This is a genomic window from Arhodomonas aquaeolei DSM 8974, from assembly GCF_000374645.1.
In the GTDB taxonomy this organism is placed as follows: Bacteria; Pseudomonadota; Gammaproteobacteria; order Nitrococcales; family Nitrococcaceae; genus Arhodomonas; species Arhodomonas aquaeolei.
The window spans coordinates 53,332-73,932 of sequence record NZ_KB894801.1 but is presented as its reverse complement, the minus strand read 5'-3'; the positions used below and the strand labels follow the sequence as shown (position 1 = coordinate 73,932).

Sequence of the window (20,601 nt, the reverse complement as noted above, 5' to 3'; positions counted from 1 at the left end):
ACACGTGACCTGGTCCAGACGCATCGCCGGCGCCGTGCTCGCGGTGGCTGTCCTCGGCGGCCTCGTATACGCGTTCCTGCCGGCCCCGGCGCCGGTCAGCCTGGCTGTGGTGGCCCGGGGACCGCTGGCGGTGACCGTCGAACGTGAAGGCCAGACCCGGGTGCGCGACCGCTATGTCGTGGCCGCGCCGGTATCCGGCGCCCTGCGCCGCATCGACCTGGACGTGGGGGACGCAGTGGGCCCGGGCACGGTACTCACCCGGATCGACCCCCAGGAGCCGGAGCTGCTCGATCCGCGCTACGAGGCCCGGGCTCGGGCCGACGTGGCGAGCGCGGAGGCGGCCCTGCACGCGGCCGCCGCCGACGTCGGTGCGGCGGAGGCGGAGGCAGAGCGGGCCGCCACCGAGCTGGCCCGGGTGAGCCGGCTGCACGAGCAGGGCTACGCTCCGGCGCAGAACCTGGATATCGTCCGGGCCACCGATCGCCGCGCCAAAGCCACGCTGCGCTCGGCACGCTTCCGCGTCCAGGTCGCCGCCGCCGAGCTCGCCTCGGCGCGCGCGGTACTGCACTATGGCGAGGGCGACAGAAGCAGCGAGGGCATCGCCGTGCGCGCACCGGTGGCGGGCCGGGTGCTCGCGCTGCCCCGCGAGAGCGCCGGTCCGGTGGAGCGGGGCGCGCCGCTGGTGGAAATTGGCGACCCGGCCTCGCTGGAGGTGCGCACCGATGTGCTGTCCGTGGACGCCGTGCGCATCCATCCCGGCATGCGCGTGGACCTGACGGGGTGGGGCGGGGACACCACGCTCGAAGCCCGTGTGAGCCGCGTGGAGCCCGCGGCGTTCACCAAGGTCTCGGCCCTGGGCGTGGACGAACAGCGCGTCTGGGTCACCTCGCAGCTGGCCTCGCCACATGCGCAGTGGAACCGCCTGGGGGACGGCTACCGGGTCGACTGCGCGTTCGTGCTCTGGTCCGGCGAGGGCGTCCTCCAGGTACCCGACAGCGCCGTATTCCCCCACGGTGGCGGTGAGGCCGTGTTCGTCGCCAGCGGGGGCAGGGCGCATCTGCGCGAGGTCGGGACCGGCCGGCGCAGCGGGCTGCAGGTGCAGATCCGCTCGGGGCTAGAGGCCGGCGAACGCGTGGTGATCCACCCGGACGCCACACTGGCGGACGGTGACCGCATCCGCGAGCGCGCCGGCGGCTGAGACCGGCGCCGCTCGCCTATTGCCGGCGCCACTCCCCGGAGCGCCCGCCGGCCTTGTAGACGAGCCCGACGCCGTCGATGGTCATGCCGCGGTCAAGCGCCTTGCACATGTCGTAGACCGTGAGCAGCGCCGCCTGGACCGCGTTCAGCGCCTCCATCTCCACGCCGGTGCGCTCGCGGGTCTCCGCCCGCACGCTGCAGTGCACGGCCCCTGCCTCCGGTTCGGGGGTCAGCTTGACCTCGACATGGGTCAGCGCGAGGGGATGACACAGCGGCACCACGTCGGCGGTGCGCTTCGCGGCCATGATCCCGGCGATGCGGGCGGTGGCCAGGGCGTCGCCCTTTTTCAGATCACCGGCGACCAGCGCCTCGAGGGTCGCCGCGTCCATTCGGATCCGCCCCTCGGCCACGGCAACCCGGTGGCTGCGGTCCTTCTCGCCGACGTCGACCATGTGGGCCTCGCCGCGCTCGTTGATATGGGTCAGTTCGCTCATGACTGGTTCCGGCGCCTTCCAGGCGGATGCGTGTCTGTCGTCGACCCGTATTGCGCCCGATCGCCGGACATGCCGGCAAGGCCGCCCTGCGCCCGGTGACGCACGGCGATGCCCGGCGAGCTGGCATTGGCAATGACCGGGTTAGTAGTATTGCGGCACGCTAACCCGCCGTCCCCGGCGGGGCAACACCGACGGAGGAACCCACCATGTCCGACGACCGCCTTCAGCGCGGCGAGGCGATGCGCCGCCGTGTGCTCGGCGATGCGCACGTCGACCGCTCGCTGGCGAATGCCAGCGACTTCGACCGCGAGTTCCAGGAGTTCGTGATGCGCACGGCCTGGGGTGATATCTGGAATCGCGAGGGCCTCGCCACGCCGACCCGCAGCCTGATCAACCTGGGCATGCTGGCCGCCCTCGGCCGCATGGACGAGTTCCGCGTGCACGTGCGCGGTGCGGTCAATCAGGGGTGCAGTGTGGAGGAGATCCGCGAGGTACTCTTCCAGGTGGCGGTCTACGCGGGCATGCCGGCGGGGATGGAGGGTTTCCGCCACGCCCGGCGGGTGCTCGAGGAGATGACGGCGGAACCGGGGGCGTAAGCGGTGCTGCTCCGTATCCTGGAGATCATCGTCCCGGTCTTCGGCCTGGTGCTGGTGGGCTACGTCTACGGCCGACTGCGCCCGGCGGACATGTCCAGCGCCAACCGGTTGAACGTCAACGTCTTCGTGCCGGCGCTGATCTTCTACGTGCTCTCCGAGCGCATGAGTGCCGACCTGTCTCTGGGCGGCGCGGCGCTCGGCGCCGCCGCGGTGATCCTCGGCTCCGGACCGATCGCCTGGCTCATTGCCCGGCGCACCGGCTGGGACGTACGCACTGTCGTGCCGCCGGCGATGTTCAACAACGCGGGCAACTTCGGACTGCCGCTGGCGGTCTTCGGCTTCGGCGAGAAGGCACTGCCCGTTGCCGTGGTGATGTTCGTGGTGGAGAACTCACTGCACTTCACCGTCGGGCTGTGGCTGCTCACCCGGCGAATCGGCGCACGCGAACTCGCGGGCAACCCGATGGTGGTGGCCACCGCCGCCGGGCTCGTGTGCATGGCGTTCGGCTGGCATCTGCCGGGACTGGTCCTGCCCGGCGTGGAGATGCTCGGCAACGTGGCGATCCCGCTGATGCTGGTCGCGCTGGGAATCCGCCTCACGGAGGTGGATCTCTCGTACTGGCGGATCGGCATCGGTGGCGCGCTGATGGCCCCCGTCACCGGGCTGATCATCGCGGTGCCGTGGGTGCTGATCTTCCAGCCCCCGCAGCCGGTGGCCGGGCTGTTGCTGGTCTTCGGGGCGCTGCCGCCGGCGGTGCTCAACTACATGCTCTCGGAGCACTACGACCAGGAACCGCAGGCGGTGGCATCCATCGTCGCGCTGGGCAACCTGATGTCGCTGGGCATCATCCCCGCCGCTCTCTACTTCGCGCTGCCCTAGACCACGCGGAAGTCAGGCGGGGCGGCGAGGGAGGTCGGCGGTCGCCTCGCCGGTGAAACGTTCGGGGAGAGAAAGGGGAAAAGGGCCGGGCGGCGCGGGGGATGCGCCGCCCGGTCTGCCGTGGTCCGGGCGTCAGCCGAAGAGCTCGTCGATCGCGGCGATCTCGTCCAGGGACTCCGGATTCGCCAGCGCCTCGCGGTTGTTGACGGTGTCGCCGCGGAGGATCTTGGTCACCGCCAGCTCCACCTTCTTGCCGCTGCGGGTGTAGGGGATCTGGTCGACGGCGACGATCTTCGCCGGCACATGACGCGGGCTCGCCCCCTCGCGGACACGGCTGCGGATCTTGCGCCGGAGCTCGTCGGTGAGCGCCTCGCCCTCGTTCATGACCACCATGAGCACCACGCGGACATCGCCGTTCCACGGCTGGCCGACGACGATGCTGTCCGCGATCTCGTCGATGGTCTCCACCTGGCGGTAGATCTCCGCGGTGCCGATGCGCACGCCGCCCGGGTTGAGCGTGGCGTCCGAGCGGCCGTGGATGACGCAGCCGCCGGTCTCGCTGAAGCTGATGAAGTCACCGTGAGCCCAGACACCGGGGAACGTCTCGAAGTACGCACCGCGGTAGCGGGCGAAGTCCGGGTCGTTCCAGAACTGTACCGGCATACTCGGTGCCGGCTGGGTGCAGACCAGCTCGCCGCGCTCGTCGATGACCTCCTCGCCGTCCTCGTTGAACGCCTTGACGTCCATGCCGAGCATCGCGCACTGGATCTCGCCGCGGCGGACCGGGAGGATCGGGCAGGCGCCGACGAAGCAGGAAAGGATGTCCGTGCCGCCGGAGATGGAACCGAGGAGGACGTCCGGGCTGATGTGCTCGTAGACGTAGTCGTAGTCCTCCGGCAGCAGCGGCGAGCCCGTGGAGAAGACGACCCGCAGGTTGGAGAGGTCGTGGTCCTCACCCGGGTGCAGGCCCTTGTTGCGGCAGCCACCGAGGAACTTGGCGCTGGTACCGAAGTGGGTCAGCCCCTCGCGCTCGGCCATCTCCCAGAGGACGTCCAGGTTGGGATAGCCCGGCGAGCCGTCGAAGAACACCACCTCGGCACCGGTGATCAGGCCGGAGACCAGCCAGTTCCACATCATCCAGCCGGTGGTGGTGAAGTAGAAGAACGTGTCGTCACGCTTGACGTCGCCGTGGAGCATCAGCTCCTTGCTGTGCTGGAGCAGCACGCCACCGCCGCCGTGGACGATGCACTTCGGCGCGCCGGTGGTCCCGGAGGAATAGACGATCACGATGGGGTGATCGAAAGGCACCTGCTCGAAGTGCACCTCGCCGCCGCGGCCCTCGCTGAGCGCCGCGTCCCAGGAGACCACGCCGGCGTCATCCGGGATCGGCTCCTCTGGCAGGTTGGAGATCACCACCGCGCACTGGATCGAGGGGATACGCTCGCGCAGCTCCGCGATCTGCTCCAGACGCGAGAAGGTCTTGCCGTTATAGCCGTAGCCGTTGACGGCGATCAGTACCTTGGGCTCGATCTGGCCGAAGCGGTCGTGGATGCCGTTGGCGCCGAAGTCCGGCGAGGCGGAGGACCAGATCGCGCCGAGCGCGGTGGTGGCCAGCATCCCGATCACCGCCTCGGAGGTATTGGCGACGATGCCCGCGACCCGATCGCCGGGGCCGACGCCCTGCTCGCGGAGGAAGCGCTGCAGGCCCGCGACCTCGCCGAGGAGCTCGCCGTAGGTGAGCTGCTGGCGCGGCCGGGTCTCCGAGATCTCCGTGATCGCGACCTTCGACGGGTCACCGTGCAACGCCTCGCGGAGCAGGTTCTCTGCGAAGTTCAGCCGCGCCCCGGGGAACCACTCCGCGCCGGGCATCTCCCGGGCGCCGAGCACCTGCTCGTACGGTGCCGAGGCGATCACCCCGGTGTACTCCCAGATCGTCGCCCAGAAGGCCTCGATGTCCGCCACCGACCAGCGGTGCAGTGCGTGATAGTCCGGGAACGGCCCGTAACCACGCTCCTCCAGCCAGCGAATGTAATGCGCCATGCTGCTGTTATGGAGCTCGTAGTCGGAGGGCTCTCGTACGATGGGGAAGTCGGCGCTCATTGCTTGTGATCCTTGATCTGTCTGTCTTCCCGCCGCGCTCGCGGCGGCTCCTGCCTCGACCCGGGATCGTAACCGATCGGGCGATGCGAGTGGAGGGGCCGGCCTGCGGAGCCGGCGAGCGGCGGCGCTTGCAAGTGCGCGCGCGGAGACTGCGATAATGAGCACCGGATCGGGCGCCGGTCCCCACCTCATCAGACGACGGGAGCATCTGGATCATGACTCTGAAAGACAAGGCAGCAGTGGTCACCGGTTCCACCAGCGGCATCGGCCGCGCGGTCGCAGAAAGCCTGGCGGGTGCCGGGGCGAACGTCGTCATCAACGGTATCGAACCGCGGGAGGAGGGCGGGGCGATCGCCGATGCCATCGCCTCGGAGCACGGCGTGACCGTGCGCTACAACCCCGCGGACATGAGCAGGCCGGAGGAGGTCGAGGCGCTGATCGCCGACTGTGTCGAGGCCTTCGGCCGCATCGACGTCCTGGTCAACAACGCCGGCATCCAGTTCACCGCCCCCACCGAGGAATTCCCCCGGGAGAAATGGGACGCTATCATCGCGATCAACCTTTCCTCGGCCTTTCACGCCGCCCACGCCGCGCTGCCGCACATGCAGCGCCAGGGCTGGGGCCGCATCATCAACACCGCCTCCGCCCACGGCCTGGTGGCCTCGGTCAACAAGGCCGCCTACGTCTCCGCCAAGCACGGCATCGTCGGCCTGACCAAGGTCATCGCCCTGGAAAACGCCGACCGCGGCATCACCTGCAACGCGATCTGCCCCGGGTGGGTGGAGACCCCGCTCATCCAGGCGCAGATCCAGAAGATCGCCGACGAGCAGGGCCTGTCCATCGACGACGCCAAGATCGAGCTTGTCCGCCACAAGCAGCCGTCCAAGCAGTTCGTCCAGCCCGAGCAGATCGGGGCGCTGGCGGCGTTCCTGTGCACCGACGCGGCGTCCCAGATCACCGGCGCGTCCATGCCGGTGGACGGCGGCTGGACCGCACAGTAGCGGACGCGACACCATCCGGTCGGTCGTGCACGGTCGTGGGCCCGTGTGCGACATGCCGTCGCAGATGGCGCGAGAGGTCACACGACTGCGGCGCCTGTCCCACGGTGCGGAAGCACCCCCACGTCCGGCGAATGTCGGCTGCGGTCGGGCGACCGGTCCATTTCCGGTGTGGCGAGGATGTCGGCTGCCCAGAGCAGCCGACCTGCGGCCGCGCCCCCCTCTCCCCTTGCGGGAGAGGGGCCGGGGGAGAGGGGTGCTCCCGGGACCGGCGGGTCCTGTGGAACCGTCATCCAGGATGGAGCCACCCCAAGGTTGGCCCCTCCTGGCAGCCAACATCCCGTCCTGCGGTGCCGGCAACGTCGGCTGCCGGGAGCAGCCGACCTGCCCCTGAACTCCGTGATCCCGTGCAGGTCGTGCACCGTGCGGTGCGCGACGTCCCCGTGGTCCCGCGGGATGCCACTTACGGTCTGACGGCGGCGCCCGATCTGCCTCTGGCAGGTTCAGGGCCAGGGCGGTACCTGCTGCTGAAATGGCTTCCGCGTCGATCGTGCCCGACTAAAACGCCGGCTCCATGCACGTTCCGCGCGTTCCCGCATCATTGGTGACGGTCAGCCGCCGGTGTCCAGCCGCTTCCGGAGGGCCTGACGAAAAGCGACGATCCGTGCGGTATTGCGGCCGAAATCGGCCTGGCCGACGCGCGAGGCCGAGCGCAGGTGCACGACGCTCCGGCCGGATTCGTCTTCCGCCTCCACACGGAGGCTCACGTCGTCCTCGAAACCGAGCAGCGGTGTGCGGTCCACGGCGGACAGTCGGTGCCCGCCGTGACTCATCGAGATGACCTGCCATCCGAGGGCACGCACGGTCCGGCGCGCCGCGGCAAACGTCTGGTCCGGCGGCGATGACACCTCCATGGGCTGTCGCTCCGGCCAGGCGGAGCCGGACACGGTGCTCACGCGGTTGTCCGTGAGGTAGAACACCACGCGCGTGACGATGCCTGGCGGGGCGGTGAGCGGTGCGCCGCTGTAGACGATCGCCGCCGCCGGGGCGATTACCGCCAGCACCACCAGGACCAGCAGCGCCTTTCCGAGAAAACGGGTCATGACACACCGGCCCCGGGCCTGTGCCGCGCAACGCGGCACAGGCCGGTCACACGGCGCGTTTCGCGTCGTCGCGGCGCGGACGCACCGGGGTGATGGCCTGCTACCACGCCACCGCCTCGCCGTGACGCAACAGGGCGCCGGTGGGCGAGCCGTCCGGCAGGCAGGCCGCCTCGACGACCCGGGCCGCCGCCTCCTGGGGCGAGGTGTTGGCCTGGCCGCCGCCCATCCGCGTACGCACCCAGCCCGGGTCCACGGCGTTGACGAGGATGTTCTCGCCGTCGGTCTCGGCGGCAAGAAGCCGGGTGATGGCGTTGAGCCCGGACTTCGAGAAGCGGTATGCAGGGTAGCCCCGGCCCATGCGCGAAAACTGGGCGTAGCCGCTGGTGACGTTCACGATGCGACCGTAACCGTGCCGGCGCATGATCGGTACGATGGCCTGGGCGAGACGCAGCGGCCCGTACGCGTTAACGGCGAGGTGTTCGTCCAGGGTGGCGCGATCCACCTCCAGGATCCCCGGCGCAGGGGTGCCGTCCGAGGGCGCATGCTCGGGGAAGATCCCGGCGTTGTTGACCAGCACGTCGACCCGGTCGAAGGCATTGGCGATGAAGTCCATCAGCCCCTGAATGCTCGTCTCGCGAGTCACGTCCAGGGGATGATAGGCGACGTCCAGTCCCTCGCTCTGGAGCTTGTCCGCCGCCGCCTTGCCCAGCAGGCCGTCGCGGCTGGTGAGCACCGGTTTGATCCCGGCGCGGGCGAGCTGCCGTGCGGTCTCGAAGCCGATACCGCGGTTGCCGCCGGTGATTAACGCTACGCGTTCGGGCTCGCTCATGGCCCCTCCAGGGTCACTGCTCGTGCAGGTAGAAGCTCCGGCGCACGCTGCAGTCGTCCTCGAGTTCGTAGACCAGCGGTTTGCCGGTGGGCACCTCGACGCCGGTAATCGCCTCGTCGGAGACACCGTCGAGGTGCTTGATCAGGGCCCTAAGGCTGTTGCCGTGGGCGGCGATCAGCATGGTCTCCACCTCGCGGAGTACCGGCAGGATGTCGCTCTCCCAGTAGGGTAGCACCCGCTCCAGGGTGCTCTTCAGGGATTCCGTCGCCGGCAGGGTACCCGCGGACAGGTGCCGGTAGCGCGGATCGAAGCGTGGATGACGCTCGTCGTCCTCCGCCAGCGCCGGCGGCGGGGTTGCGTAGCTGCGCCGCCACACGTGGACCTGCTCGTCGCCGTACTCCTCGGCGGTCTCGGCCTTGTTCAGGCCGGTAAGCGCACCGTAGTGGCGCTCGTTGAGGCGCCAGTCCTTGGTCATCGGGATCCAGAGCTCGTCGAGCTCGTCGAGGACCATCCAGCCCGTGCGGATCGCCCGGGTAAGCACCGAGGTGAAGGCGTAGTCGAACGAGTAGCCGTGCTCGCGAAGCAGACGGCCGGCGCCGGCCGCCTCATCGCGGCCGCGCTCGCTGAGGTCGACGTCCTTCCAGCCGGTAAAGCGGTTCTCCAGGTTCCAGACGCTCTGCCCGTGGCGCAGCAGCACGAGACGCTTCATGCTTTCCCCCCTGTGTCATGGCTGATTGGGCGGACGACCGCGGATCAGCGGAACGCGGCCGCCGGGACCGCGCAGTGTACCAGAGCCGGGGTCGCGATCAGGGCAGGGCGACGAACCGGCCGCTGAAGGTCGCCGCCGGACGTTCGGCACCGGGCAGGTATACCGTGAGCTCCGCACGGGCCCGACGACGCCGCCCCAGGGTAGCCATCACCGTATCGGCCAGATCCGCCGGCACGTCGAGGACGGCGTGGAGCTCGTCGTCGCAGGGCCGGTGGTAGTGAATCTGCCCGTCCGCGAGTACCAGCTGCGGCTCGATGCCGGCGCCGCGGGTGAGCGCGTAGAGCCACCCCCAGCCCGCTAGGCAGGCCAGACTGTAGAGGCTTCCCGCGAAGCCCGTTCCCGTATGGTTGTGGTTGGCGTAGAGCGGCGCGGTGAGCTCGAGTCCCGCCTCGTCGAGCCGGGTGACCAGCACCTCCATGGCCCGGCTCAGCGGGATCAGGTTATTGAACCGCGCCTGCAGCGCCGAGGCGGTAAGCATGCGGATCTCCCTGGGGTGAGACACCGCTGTAGGATACCATTGCCCGCACGACGGACCGGATACAGCCATGGCCGAAGAGATCGAACGCAAATTCCTGGTGACCGGCGACGCCTGGCGCGACGCCGCGGACGCCGGCCAGCCCATGCGCCAGGGCTACCTCGGCCGCGACATCCACGCCAGCGTGCGCGTGCGCCTCGCCGGTGCCCGCGCGTGGCTCAACATCAAGGGCGCAACCCTCGGCGTGCAGCGCCGCGAGTACGAGTACGCGATCCCCGCCGATGAGGCACAGGAGATGCTCGACCACCTCTGCCACCGGCCACTGATCGAGAAGACCCGCTACCACGTCCCGGTGGACGGTCACACCTGGGAGGTGGACGTCTTCGAGGGCGACAACGCCGGGCTGGTGGTCGCGGAGGTCGAGCTCGCGAGCGCCGAAGAGGCCTTCACGAGGCCCGAATGGGCGGGACGGGAAGTCTCCCACCTGCCGCGCTACTACAACGTCTCGCTGGTGCGTTACCCCTACAGCGAGTGGACCGCCGCGGAGCGCACCGGTGACTGAGCACACCCCCTGGATCCATGTGAACCTCGCGGCGCAGCGGCTCCGCCTGTACGGCAGCGACGGCGCCGTCCTCGCGGACTGGCCGGTGGCTACCGGCGCCAATGGTGCCGGCGAGCTGGACGGCAGCGGCTGCACGCCGCGGGGCCGGCACATCGTGCGTGCGCGCATCGGCGCCGGCGAGCCGGCGGACGCGGTATTCGTGGGCCGGCGTCCGACGGGGGAGCGCTATACCCGGGCGCTCGCCGACGCCCATCCCGGGCGGGACTGGATCCTCGGGCGCATCCTCTGGCTGAGCGGCACCGAGCCGGGCCACAACCGCCTCGGCCGGTGCGACACAATGCGCCGGTTCATCTACATCCACGGCGGCCCGCCGGAGTCCCCGCTCGGGCAACCGGTCTCCCACGGCTGCATCCGCATGCACCCGGACGCGGTGGTGGAGCTGTTCGACCGCGTGCCCGCGGGCACGCCGGTGGTGATCGAGTAAGCCCATGTCGCTCGGACCGCTGATGATCGGCATCGAGGGACTCACGCTCACCGGCGAGGAGCGCCGCCGCCTGCGCGATCCCGCCGTGGGCGGTGTGATCCTGTTCCGTCGCAACTTCGCCGACGCCGACCAGCTCGCCGCGCTCACCGCCGATATCCGCTCGCTGCGCGCGCCGCCGCTGCTCGTCGCCACGGACCACGAGGGCGGGCGGGTGCAGCGTTTCACCGACGGCTTCACCCGGCTTCCGGCCCAGCGCGGCCTCGGCCGGCTATGGCAGCGCGAACCCGCGGAGGCGGAGGCCATCGCCGAGCAGCTTGGCTGGCTCGGCGCGGCAGAGCTGCTCGGCGTGGGCGTGGACCTCGGCCTCGGACCGGTGGTCGACATCGATCACGGCATGAGCACGGTGATCGGCGATCGCGCCCTGGCGGACACCCCCCGGGCCGTCACCGCTCTGTCCGCGGCACTCGTCCGGGGCATGCGCCGCGCCGGCATGGCCGCGGTGGCAAAGCACTTTCCCGGTCACGGCGGCGTGCGCCTGGACTCCCACGAGGCCCTGCCGGAGGATCCGCGGGATAGCCGGGATCTGCACGACGCGGACCTCGTGCCGTTCCGGCGGCTGATCATGAACGGGCTGGAGGCGGTGATGATGGCGCACATCGTCTTCCCCGCGGAGGACCGCCTGCCCGCCAGCCTCTCGCGCCACTGGATCGGCACCATCCTGCGCGGCCGGCTCGGCTTTCAGGGCGCCGTGATCAGCGACGACCTCTCCATGGCGGGCGCCGCGGTCGCCGGCGGCCTGCGCGAGCGCGTCCGCACCGCCCTCGGCGCCGGCAGCGACATGGTCATCATCGGTAACGAGGGCAGGGCGGTGGACGCCGTGCTCCCGGACTGGCACGGCGGTGCCGATGCCGCTGCCGCACTGCGCCGTGCCCGGCTACACGGCCGGCACGCCCCCGCGCTGAAGGACCTGCACGCCAGCCGTGACTGGCGCCGCGCCCGCGAGGCGGCCGCGCTGCTCGAGCGGTGAGCCCCCGAGTGGCCCCGTAGCGCCGAGGCGCCTATAATCGCGCGCCTCGACGCCCCAATACCCGGTGGAGACAGAAGGGACCGCCGATGAGTGATTACAACCCGGTGACGCCACAGCAGCTGGACGAGATCCTGAGCACCGCGGAGATCCTGCACACGGAGGCCGCCGTGGAGAGCGCGCTGGACGACATGGCCCGGCGCATCGAGACCCGCCTCGGCGGTACCATGCCCGTCGTCTTGGGCGTCATGACGGGGGCCATCGTCCCCCTGGGCCGGCTGCTGCCGCGGCTGCAGTTCCCCCTGGAGGTCGACTACATCCATGCCACGCGCTACCACGGTTCCACCGTCGGCCGCGACGTGATCTGGCTCGCGCGCCCGCAGACCCCGCTCAAGGGACGCACCGTGCTCATCGTCGACGACATCCTCGACGAGGGCCACACCCTCGCGGGCATCATCGACGAGTGCCGTGACGAGGGCGCCAAGGCCGTGTACACGGCGATGCTGTTCGACAAACAGCACGACCGGCGCTACCACGGCCTCCAGGCCGACTTCACCGGGCTCTCCGTGACCGACCGCTACGTGTTCGGCTCCGGCATGGACTACAAGGGCTACTTCCGCAACCTCGGCGGCGTCTACGCGGTCCACCCGGATCACGAGGGCGAGTAACCGCCGCCCCACACACGGCGCTTCCCGACCATCAACCAGGGGGAGGGGTATGACACTGGCGATTATCGGCGGCACCGGCCTGACATCGCTGCCGGGCCTTGAGATCGACCGCCGCGAGATGGTGCACACGCCGTTCGGCGAGCCCTCCGGGCCGCTGACCCACGGCCACCTCAATGAGCAGCGCGTGATCTTCCTCGCGCGCCACGGCTACGGGCACACCATCCCGCCCCACGGCATCAATTACCGCGCCAACATCTGGGCGATGCAGCAGGCCGGTGCAACCTGCGTGCTGGCGGTGGCCGCGGTGGGCGGCATCAGCGCCGAGCTCGCGCCCGGCACGCTGGCAGCACCGGACCAGATCATCGACTACACGTGGGGACGGGCGAATACCTTCTTCGAGCAGGATCTCGACCGCGTCACGCACGTGGACTTCACGCAGCCCTACGATGCCACCCTCCGGGGCCGGCTGCTCTCGGCGGCAGGCGAGTGCGACGTGGCGATGGTCGACGGCGGCTGCTACGGCGCCACCCAGGGACCACGGCTGGAGACCGCCGCGGAAATCCGGCGCCTGCAGCGCGACGGCTGCGACATGGTTGGCATGACCGGCATGCCCGAGGCGGTACTCGCCCGCGAGCTCGAGCTGCCCTACACGACCTGCGCTGTGGTCGCCAACTGGGCCGCCGGCGTGCACGGCGACACGCCGATCGCCATGAGCGAGATCGAGCGCATCCTCAAGACGGGCATGGCCAATGTCCGCTGCGTGCTCGGATCGATGATCAACGGCTTCTGAGAGACGTTACGGCAGCGGTGCTGCCGTAACCTCCGGACCTGGTGGACCGGAGACGAGAGCGGCTGTCAGTGAACACGGAAAACGATACCCGCAGCCTCCTGGCCGGGGCGGCCTGGGCGTTGCTGGCGATCACCCTGTGGTCTGGCAATTTCGTGGTCGCGCGCGGCATGGGGGCGACCCTTACGCCGCTCGACCTGTCCTTCGCCCGCTGGAGCATCGCCGCCGTCATCGCGGCCCTGGTGTTCGGACGCACCATCGTCGCCGAGCTGCCCGCGATCCGGCGCCGCTTCGCCATGGTCGTGCTGAGCGCGGTGCTGGGCATCGCGTCGTTCAACACGCTCGTCTACGGCGCCGGCCATTACGCGGGCGCCGCCGTACTGGCGCTGCTCAACACCCTCTCGCCCCTGGTAATCGCCTTTCTCGCCGCTGTCTTCCTGCGTGAGCGTCTGCCCAGGCACGCCGGTACCGGCGGGCTGATCGCGCTCGCGGGCGTCGCCGTCATCACGCTCGGACACGCCGGTGAGGGGGGCGGCGGGGAGACACGCATCGTCCCGGCCCTGCTGCTCATGGCCGGCGCCGTCGTCTGCTTCTCCGGCTACGCGGTGACGGTCCGGCTGCTCACGCGGGAGATCCCGGTGCAGGCCAATCTCGCCATCACCATCATCCTCGGCGCATTCGTGCTCGCCCCCGCTTGGCTGACCCTCTCCGACCCCGCTCATCTCTACGGTCTGGACTGGCAGGGTTACGCGGTACTGCTGTACGTGGGGGTCGGTGCCTCGATCGTCGCCTTTTTCTGCTGGAACAAGGCCATCAGCACCCTCGGCGCGGGCCGGGCGGCGGGCCTTTACTACCTCATCCCCGTGACCACTGCGGTCCTCGCCTGGCTGATCATCGGCGAGACCCTCTCCGTCGCCACCCTCTGCGCCATCCCCGTCGTCCTCCTGGGCGCCTGGCTGGCGACGCGCTAGGGCCGGACGCCGATCCCGGTGCAACGGCACCGCCCTGCGGCGGAAGGCCCCCTGTCGTGCCCGCGGCGGTGGGGCAGGTCGCCGTCGCGCCCGCATCCACCGGGACGGATCGACGGGCAGCCCCGGCACATGTGGCATGCTGTGCCGGTCACGGTACGTCCGGGACCCCAGTGCTGCGTCAGGGTGACGCGGCAGGTTACGCCACGCCGGCGTTCATGCCTACCACGGCAATGACGGGGAGAAGCCGACCCATGCCCGAGGCTGCCTATCCGGAATCCCTGCTGTCCCGGCGGCTCAAGGTCGGGACCCAGGCCGTCCACGAGGCACTCGACCGGCGCATCACCGGCGCCGCCCCGTTCGCGGACCGGCAACGTTACAGCCGGTTCCTGCGCGTTCAGCTCCGGCTGCACCACGTCACCGCGCCGCTGTACCGCGATCCACGGCTGCAGGCCGATCTGCCCGGGCTGGCGGCGCTCGACCGCCTTGAGGCGGTGAAGGCCGACTGCATCGACCTCGGCATCCCGGAGGACGCCCTGGAGCGGGATCGCCGCGCGGCAGCGGCGGTCACCATCCCCGGCCGCCCCGAGGCCCTGGGCTGGATCTACACCCACGAGGGCTCGCGCATGGGGGCCGCGGTCCTGCTCCGGGAGGCACGTCAGGGGCTGGCGCTTTCCGAGACCTACGGCGCCCGGCACATGGCCGCCCACACCGACGGCCGCGCCCCGCACTGGCGGGACTTCAAGACCACCCTGGACGCGATCGCACTGACACCGCTGGAGGCGGATCGCGCCGTCACCGGCGCCCGTGCCGCCTTCGTCTTCGTCCAGGAGGCCGTGGACCGCCTGATGCCCGTTGAGCGCCCCGCCATGCCCTAGAAGCCCGGACCGCACCGTCGCGTAGCGCGTCGCCGGACACCCGCCGGCCGCGCTCGCCTGACGCGGATCCGGGGCGGCACGCCGACGTCCGGTTTGTCAGCGCAGGAGAGGGAAGCCGCCGCACAGGCGGTTGACCGCCTTCCTCGGGCCGTGAACGAGGACGCCGTGGAACGTCATTTCCGCGCTCGCCGTCTCCGCACAGGTCGCGATGTAGTCGTCGTAATGCCGGCTATTCAGTGCCGAGTCCGTGAAACAGAACACCGTCAGACCGCCCGCGGCCGCCTCGCCATGGAGGGCCGCCAGCGCCGGTGACGCCGACTCGAGGATCGGCAGGGGCGTCGTCGTGATCCCGGGGAGCTCGGTGCCGTCCACGCAGCGCACGGGCGGACCGACGAGCTCCGGACAAGCCTTGCCCAGACTGAAGGCCAGCACTGCCGCGGTGTTGGCTTTCAGTCCGGTCGGCAGCGAACCGTCCACGATAATGACGCTCTTCGTGCTCATGACTGTTTGCCCTCGCTATTCGGAACACGCCGTTGACACGAGCCACCGACACGCCTGCGCAGGGCACGGGCGGCGGCCGTGACCATTCCGGGGCGAGCGTATCCCGTCGCGGGGCGAATGGATTGCACGATATACGGGCTACCGGTCACCCCGGTCGCAGGAGTGAGGTCAGGACACCTGCCGGACCGGTTCGACGCTGCCCGGCGTCACGCCGGTGATGCGTCGGAAGCAACGCGCGAAGTGCGGCTGATCGTAGAAGCCGAGACGGAGCGCGACGTCGCTGGGCTGATCACCGCGGGCAAGCAGCGGCACAGCCTCGCCGATGCGGCGTTGCAGCCAGTAGGCGTAGGGCGGGACACCCACCGCCTCGCGGAAGACGTCGAGGAGGTAGTGGGGATGCAGGTCCACGAGCGTGGCGAGGTCGCCCAGGCTCAACCGTTCCGGCTCCCGCGCTCGTCCGGCCGCCGCGTAATCACGCGCGAGGGTATCCAGGTAGTCCCGCACGCGGCGCACCGCCGCCGGTTCCCGCCCGGGAGTCGTGGGCGTCTCACGCCCATGTCGCACGAAGACGCCGTCGAGGGTGTCCAGAAGCAGCGAATCGACGGCCAGCCGCCAGCCCGCATGCCCCCGCAGCGCCATACGCCGCGCGAGCGCCGCGAAACGCCGGCTGACGAATCGGCCGGTATCCAGGGCATACGGCGAGGGGAAACCGCGTCGCGGCCGCGACGGCAGCATCTCCGCCAGCGCCTGCTCGCCCACGTACAGCGTGCGGTATGCCATGCGACCATCGACAGCGTAGCCGTCATGCGGCTGACCGGGATTCATCAGCGACAGCGTCCGCCGGGGGAAGACGTAGCGCGTGCCCCGGCTGCGATAGCCGCCGACACCGTGCTCGATCACGCCGATAGCGAAGGCATCGTGACTGTGTCGGCCGAAGGGCTGACCGCTGACCGTCGCGTCGAGCAGGTGAACCCCGGGACGCCAGTCGGGCACGTAGAGCCGGCTGCGGGCGGCGGGCTTCATCGTCGGATGACGCGCGGCTCACGCCGGCGGGCATCCCCCGACCGGGACCGGTTCGGGTAGGGGTGCCGCCGCATCGGCGCTAGCCGTCACCGTCCCCCAGGGGCCGCGCCTGGACGATCACACCCAGCAAGGGATGGTCGAGGTAGTGAATCTCGTCGCTGCGCATGCGCCGGCTCTGGGTCATGGGATAGACGGTACCGCCGGTCTCGCGGCGGTAGCGCAGATCGACCTGGGCATGGAGGTAGCGGCTGACGTAGACACGCATCATCCCGTAGAGCCCGGGTGTCTCCGGAATGCGTTCGCCGGCCGGGACACCGTCGCCGACGGCCACCCACTGGTTCCGCCCCTTGGCGAGATCCGGCTGGATCCAGCCGAAATGACCGAGCACCACGTACTGGTCCGCGGACGCCAGGCGCTGACGGATGCCCGAGAGCTGATAGGCGCTGGCCGCGAGGCGCCGGAACGGGCCGCCGCCGGGGCGGGAGACGCGCACGTCCTGCGGCAGCGCGGGCGGCACGTCCGGCCAGCTCTCGCCGTCGGCGCCGCTCGCCTCCCACTGGCGGAAGACCACGACCTCCACGGCATAGTCCCGGGCGAGGGCGGCGCCGCTGACGGCCAGCCCGCTGAGGGCGAGGACGACGGCGGTCGCGGCGACGGCGATCCGGCGCGGCATGGCGTTCTCCACGATCATTACGACTCCACGCGGGCGGGGCGCTCCACCGCGCCCCTGTCGTCCGACGGGGACGGCTTCCCGGCACCGAGGGTCTGAAGCAGCGCCTCCACCTCGCGGATGCGGCTGTCCGCGTCCTCGGTCTCGCGGTTGAAGCGCAGCCGCTCCTGACCCTCCAGACGATACACGGCGGGCTGCTCCTGGACCAGACGCACCAGTGCCGCCGGGTCGACTGCCGGCCGGTCGCCGAACTCGATCTTGCCACCGCCCGGACCGGCCTCGATGCGCTGGATGCCCAGCCCCTCGGCAGCAAGCTTGAGCTCGGTCACCCGGAAGAGGTTCTTCGCCGGCTGCGGCAGCAGGCCGAAGCGGTCGATCATCTCCACCTGCAGCTCGCGGAGCTGTTCCGTATCCGAGGCGTTGGCGATGCGCTTGTACTGCACCAGCCGGGTGTGCACGTCCGGCAGATAGTCCTCCGGCAGCAGGGCAGCAATACGCAGGTCAACCTCCGTACCCTGGTTCAGCGGCCGGTCCAGCGCCGGCTCGCGGCCGGCGCGGATGTCGCGCACCGCGCGCTCGAGCAGCTCCGTGTACAGCGAGAACCCGACCTCCTGCATCTGCCCGCTCTGATCCTCGCCGAGGAGCTCGCCGGCGCCGCGGATCTCGAGGTCGTGGCTCGCCAGGGTGAATCCGATACCCAGGTCCTCGTGGGCCGCGATGGCCTCCAGGCGCTTGGACGCATCCGCCGTCATGCTCCGGCGCGGCGGTGCGAGCAGGTAGGCATAGGCCCGGTGGTGGGAACGCCCGACGCGGCCGCGGAGCTGATGGAGCTGGGCAAGGCCGAGGCGGTCGGCGCGGTTGATGACGATGGTGTTCGCCGAGGGTACGTCGATACCGCTCTCGATGATGGTGGTGCACACCAGGATGTTGAAGCGCTGGTGATAGAAGTCGAGCATCACGCGCTCGAGCTCGCGCTCCGGCATCTGGCCGTGGGCGATGCGCACCCGCGCATCCGGCAGCAGCTCCGTGAGCTCCCGTGCCACGCGCTCGATGCTGTCCACGTCGTTGTGCAGGAAGTAGACCTGGCCGCCGCGGTGGAGCTCACGCAGGCAGGCCTCCTGGATCAGGGCGTCGTTCCACTCGCTGACGAAGGTCTTTACCGCCAGCCGCCGTGCCGGTGGCGTGGCGATAATGGACAGGTCGCGCATGCCCGACAGGGCCATGTTCAGGGTGCGCGGGATCGGCGTCGCGGTGAGGGTGAGAACGTCGACGCTGGCGCGCAGGCCCTTGAGCTGCTCCTTCTGGCGCACGCCGAAGCGGTGCTCCTCGTCGAGGATCACCAGCCCGAGGTTGTGATAGCTCACCGAGGACTGGAGCAGCTTGTGGGTGCCGATGACGATGTCCACCTTGCCGGCGGCGAGATCGGCGAGCACGGCGTTCTGCTCCTTCTTCGAGCGGAAACGCGAGAGCAGCTCGACACGCACGGGCCAGTCGGCGAAACGATCGCTGAAGTTCTGGTAGTGCTGCTGGGCGAGGAGGGTGGTGGGCACCATCACCGCCACCTGGTGGCCCTCCTGGACGCCGATGAAGGCCGCGCGCATCGCGACCTCGGTCTTGCCGAAGCCGACATCGCCGCACACGACCCGGTCCATCGGCTGCTCCGAGGCGAGGTCATTGACCACGGACGCGATCGCGCGCTCCTGGTCCGGGGTCTCCTCGAAGGGGAACTGCTCGGCGAAACGCCGGTAATCCTCCGGATCGTAGTGATAGGCGTGGCCGCCGCGGGCGGCGCGCCGGGCGTAGATATCGAGGAGCTCGGCGGCGACATCGCGGGCACGCTCCGCGGCCTTGCGCCGGGCGCGGTCCCACTGCTCGCTGCCGAGCCGGTGGAGCGGGGCGTGCTCGGTATCCAGTCCCGTGTAGCGCGAGACCAGGTGCAGCGAGGCCACCGGGACGTAGAGCTTGTCCCCGCCGGCGTACTCCAGGGTGAGGAACTCGGTGTCCACGCCACCGACGTTGAGCGTCTGCAGCCCAATATAGCGGCCGACGCCGTGATCCTCGTGGACCACCGGCGCACCGACACTGAGATCGGTGAGGTCGCGGATGATCGTGTCCGGGTCCCGCTCCGGACGCTCGCGTCGGCGCCGCTGGCTGGCCCGCTCGGCGAACAGCGCCGCCTCCGGGATCAGGGTGATCCCCGCCTCCGTCAGGCGGAAGCCGCGCTCCAGCGGACCGGTGGTGATCGCGCGGGGGGCATCTCCGGCCACGAACGCCGTCCAGTCCGCGACCGCCGGCACGCGCAGGTCGGCCTGCTCCAGGCGCTCCATGAGGCGCTCCCGCCGGCCCGCGGTCTCGGCGAGGAACAGCACGCGCCCCGCCTCATCGGCGAGCAGCGACTCCAGCGCCGCCAGCGGCCGGGCCGCCGCCGGCTCGGCGCGCAGGTCCGGCAGTCCCGTCACCGGGTGACGGATGCTGCCGCCGTGCGCCCCCTCCGGCGCCTCCTCGTGCAGATAGACCTGGGGCAGGGCGTTGAGCCGCTCGCGCAGCTCGTCCGGGCGCAGGTAAAGCGACTCCGGCGTCAGCAGCGGGCGCTCGCGGTCGTGGCGACGCTGCTCGTAACGCTCGCCGATCTGCGCCCAGTCGCCGTCCAGGGCCTCGTCCAGTCCGGCCACCCGGACCGCGAGGCTGCCCTCGGGGAGGTAATCGAACAGCGTCGCGGTCTCCTCGAAGAACAGCGGCAGGTAGTACTCCATGCCGTTGGGCAGGTGGCCTTCGCTGACCTCCCGGTAGACCACACTGTCGGTGGGATCGCCGGCGAAACGGGCGCGCCAGTTGCCCCGGAAGCGCCGGATACCCTCCTCGCCGGTGGGGAACTCCCGCGCCGGCAGCAGCGCCACCTCGGGCACGCGCTCGCTGCTGCGCTGGGACTCCGGGTCGAAGCGCCGGATGGTCTCGATCTCGTCGTCGAAGAGGTCCACGCGCAGCGGGCTGTCCGCGCCCATCGGGAAGAGATCGAGTATCGAGCCGCGCACCGCGAACTCGCCGTGCTCCATGACCTCGGAGACGCAGCGGTAGCCCGCCCGCTCCAGGCGCTCGCGCATCGGCTCCAGCGCGAGCCGGTCCCCCTCCGCAAGGAAGAGCGTGGTGGCCTCCAGGAAGCTCGGCGGCGCGATGCGCTGCATCAGCGTCGCCCCCGGCACGATGAGCACGCCGCGGCCCATCGAGGGTAGGCCGTGCAGGGCGCGCAGGCGCTGGGAGATGATGTCCTGGTGCGGGGAAAAGACGTCGTAGGGCAGCGTCTCCCAGTCCGGCAGGACACGCACGGGCAGTTCCCCGCCGGCGAAGAACCCCAGCGCCGCCTCCAGCGATTGGGCCTGCTGTGGTGTCGCCGTCACCACGAGGGTCGGCTCGGGGTGCTGCCGCGCGGCGGCGACGACCGCCAGTGCGGCACTGTCACCGGCCAGGTCGTACCAGTGGAGACGGTCGCCCGGGCCCTTGGGCAGGCGCGGGACGAGGGGATCGTTGTCGGTGGTGGCCATGACGAGCTTCGAGGACGCTGGCGGTTGGGCGGCTTGCCGAGAGTGGCACCGGCCGGT

21 protein-coding genes are annotated in these 20,601 nt (G+C 70.4%); 11 read left to right on the top strand and 10 right to left on the bottom strand.

The window, feature by feature from the left end; all coding sequences use genetic code 11:
- Positions 1–4 precede the first annotated feature (4 nt).
- Entirely contained in the window at positions 5–1,198 is a 1,194-nt protein-coding gene (locus tag C516_RS0102635; RefSeq protein ID WP_018716810.1) for an efflux RND transporter periplasmic adaptor subunit, read from the top strand.
- A 16-nt stretch (positions 1,199–1,214) separates the two neighbouring features.
- Here the strand turns inward: C516_RS0102635 and moaC are convergent, their stop codons facing one another.
- Positions 1,215–1,691: a cyclic pyranopterin monophosphate synthase MoaC gene (moaC, locus tag C516_RS0102630; RefSeq protein WP_018716809.1), complete on the bottom strand. Its 477-nt coding sequence runs from the start codon at positions 1,689–1,691 to the stop codon at positions 1,215–1,217.
- Positions 1,692–1,897: 206 nt separating this feature from the next.
- Between moaC and C516_RS0102625 the strand changes: the two genes are divergently transcribed.
- Complete coding sequence (locus tag C516_RS0102625; RefSeq protein WP_018716808.1) at positions 1,898–2,287, top strand: carboxymuconolactone decarboxylase family protein; 390 nt, start codon at positions 1,898–1,900, stop codon at positions 2,285–2,287.
- A gap of 3 nt (positions 2,288–2,290) precedes the next feature.
- Positions 2,291–3,166, top strand: coding sequence for an AEC family transporter (locus tag C516_RS0102620; RefSeq protein WP_018716807.1), 876 nt, complete (start codon positions 2,291–2,293; stop codon positions 3,164–3,166).
- Between the two features lie 132 nt (positions 3,167–3,298).
- On the opposite strand, the gene C516_RS0102615 is transcribed toward C516_RS0102620, so the two are convergent.
- Positions 3,299–5,266 carry an acetoacetate--CoA ligase gene (locus tag C516_RS0102615; protein WP_018716806.1) on the bottom strand — a complete coding sequence of 656 codons (1,968 nt, stop codon included), beginning with the start codon at positions 5,264–5,266 and terminating at the stop codon, positions 3,299–3,301.
- Between the two features lie 215 nt (positions 5,267–5,481).
- Here C516_RS0102615 and C516_RS0102610 point away from each other — a divergent pair, with 215 nt between their 5' ends.
- A complete protein-coding gene (locus C516_RS0102610; protein ID WP_040409164.1) occupies positions 5,482–6,267 on the top strand; it encodes a 3-hydroxybutyrate dehydrogenase in 786 nt (261 codons plus the stop codon).
- A 608-nt stretch (positions 6,268–6,875) separates the two neighbouring features.
- Here C516_RS0102610 and C516_RS18325 read toward each other — a convergent pair.
- The 4 genes from C516_RS18325 to C516_RS0102590 all read right to left on the bottom strand — a co-directional run bounded on the left by C516_RS18325 (position 6,876) and on the right by C516_RS0102590 (position 9,443).
- Entirely contained in the window at positions 6,876–7,367 is a 492-nt protein-coding gene (locus C516_RS18325) for a DUF1499 domain-containing protein (RefSeq protein WP_018716804.1), read from the bottom strand.
- Between the two features lie 100 nt (positions 7,368–7,467).
- Positions 7,468–8,196: an SDR family NAD(P)-dependent oxidoreductase gene (locus C516_RS0102600; RefSeq protein WP_018716803.1), complete on the bottom strand. Its 729-nt coding sequence runs from the start codon at positions 8,194–8,196 to the stop codon at positions 7,468–7,470.
- Between the two features lie 13 nt (positions 8,197–8,209).
- On the bottom strand, positions 8,210–8,905 hold the full coding sequence (gene gpmA / locus C516_RS0102595; RefSeq protein WP_018716802.1) for a 2,3-diphosphoglycerate-dependent phosphoglycerate mutase: 696 nt from the start codon (positions 8,903–8,905) through the stop codon (positions 8,210–8,212).
- A 97-nt stretch (positions 8,906–9,002) separates the two neighbouring features.
- The gene (locus tag C516_RS0102590; RefSeq protein ID WP_018716801.1) at positions 9,003–9,443 is read right to left on the bottom strand and encodes a YiiD C-terminal domain-containing protein; all 441 of its coding nucleotides are present in this window, start codon (positions 9,441–9,443) and stop codon (positions 9,003–9,005) included.
- A gap of 67 nt (positions 9,444–9,510) precedes the next feature.
- Here C516_RS0102590 and C516_RS0102585 point away from each other — a divergent pair, with 67 nt between their 5' ends.
- The 7 genes from C516_RS0102585 (at position 9,511) to C516_RS0102555 (ending at position 14,811) form a co-directional block, all read left to right on the top strand.
- Complete coding sequence (locus C516_RS0102585; RefSeq protein ID WP_018716800.1) at positions 9,511–10,002, top strand: CYTH domain-containing protein; 492 nt, start codon at positions 9,511–9,513, stop codon at positions 10,000–10,002.
- On the top strand, positions 9,995–10,486 hold the full coding sequence (locus tag C516_RS0102580; RefSeq protein WP_018716799.1) for a L,D-transpeptidase: 492 nt from the start codon (positions 9,995–9,997) through the stop codon (positions 10,484–10,486). The genes C516_RS0102585 and C516_RS0102580 overlap by 8 nt, the downstream gene beginning before the upstream one ends.
- A 4-nt stretch (positions 10,487–10,490) precedes the next feature.
- A complete protein-coding gene (gene nagZ, locus C516_RS0102575) occupies positions 10,491–11,513 on the top strand; it encodes a beta-N-acetylhexosaminidase (RefSeq protein ID WP_018716798.1) in 1,023 nt (340 codons plus the stop codon).
- 86 nt (positions 11,514–11,599) lie between these two features.
- Positions 11,600–12,178, top strand: a complete 579-nt coding sequence (locus tag C516_RS0102570; protein WP_018716797.1) for a hypoxanthine-guanine phosphoribosyltransferase — start codon at positions 11,600–11,602, stop codon at positions 12,176–12,178.
- 49 nt (positions 12,179–12,227) lie between these two features.
- Entirely contained in the window at positions 12,228–12,968 is a 741-nt protein-coding gene (locus tag C516_RS0102565) for an S-methyl-5'-thioinosine phosphorylase (protein ID WP_018716796.1), read from the top strand.
- 68 nt (positions 12,969–13,036) lie between these two features.
- Complete coding sequence (locus C516_RS0102560; RefSeq protein WP_018716795.1) at positions 13,037–13,936, top strand: DMT family transporter; 900 nt, start codon at positions 13,037–13,039, stop codon at positions 13,934–13,936.
- A 251-nt stretch (positions 13,937–14,187) separates the two neighbouring features.
- Positions 14,188–14,811, top strand: coding sequence for a biliverdin-producing heme oxygenase (locus tag C516_RS0102555; RefSeq protein ID WP_018716794.1), 624 nt, complete (start codon positions 14,188–14,190; stop codon positions 14,809–14,811).
- Between the two features lie 96 nt (positions 14,812–14,907).
- On the opposite strand, the gene C516_RS0102550 is transcribed toward C516_RS0102555, so the two are convergent.
- The 4 genes from C516_RS0102550 to mfd all read right to left on the bottom strand — a co-directional run bounded on the left by C516_RS0102550 (position 14,908) and on the right by mfd (position 20,544).
- On the bottom strand, positions 14,908–15,312 hold the full coding sequence (locus C516_RS0102550; protein ID WP_018716793.1) for a DUF2000 domain-containing protein: 405 nt from the start codon (positions 15,310–15,312) through the stop codon (positions 14,908–14,910).
- 168 nt (positions 15,313–15,480) lie between these two features.
- On the bottom strand, positions 15,481–16,335 hold the full coding sequence (locus C516_RS0102545) for a helix-turn-helix domain-containing protein (RefSeq protein WP_018716792.1): 855 nt from the start codon (positions 16,333–16,335) through the stop codon (positions 15,481–15,483).
- 79 nt (positions 16,336–16,414) lie between these two features.
- Positions 16,415–17,026, bottom strand: a complete 612-nt coding sequence (locus C516_RS0102540; protein ID WP_018716791.1) for a CsiV family protein — start codon at positions 17,024–17,026, stop codon at positions 16,415–16,417.
- Positions 17,026–20,544: a transcription-repair coupling factor gene (mfd, locus tag C516_RS0102535; RefSeq protein ID WP_018716790.1), complete on the bottom strand. Its 3,519-nt coding sequence runs from the start codon at positions 20,542–20,544 to the stop codon at positions 17,026–17,028. Before mfd ends, C516_RS0102540 begins: the two co-directional genes overlap by 1 nt.
- Between the last annotated feature and the right edge of the window lie 57 nt (positions 20,545–20,601).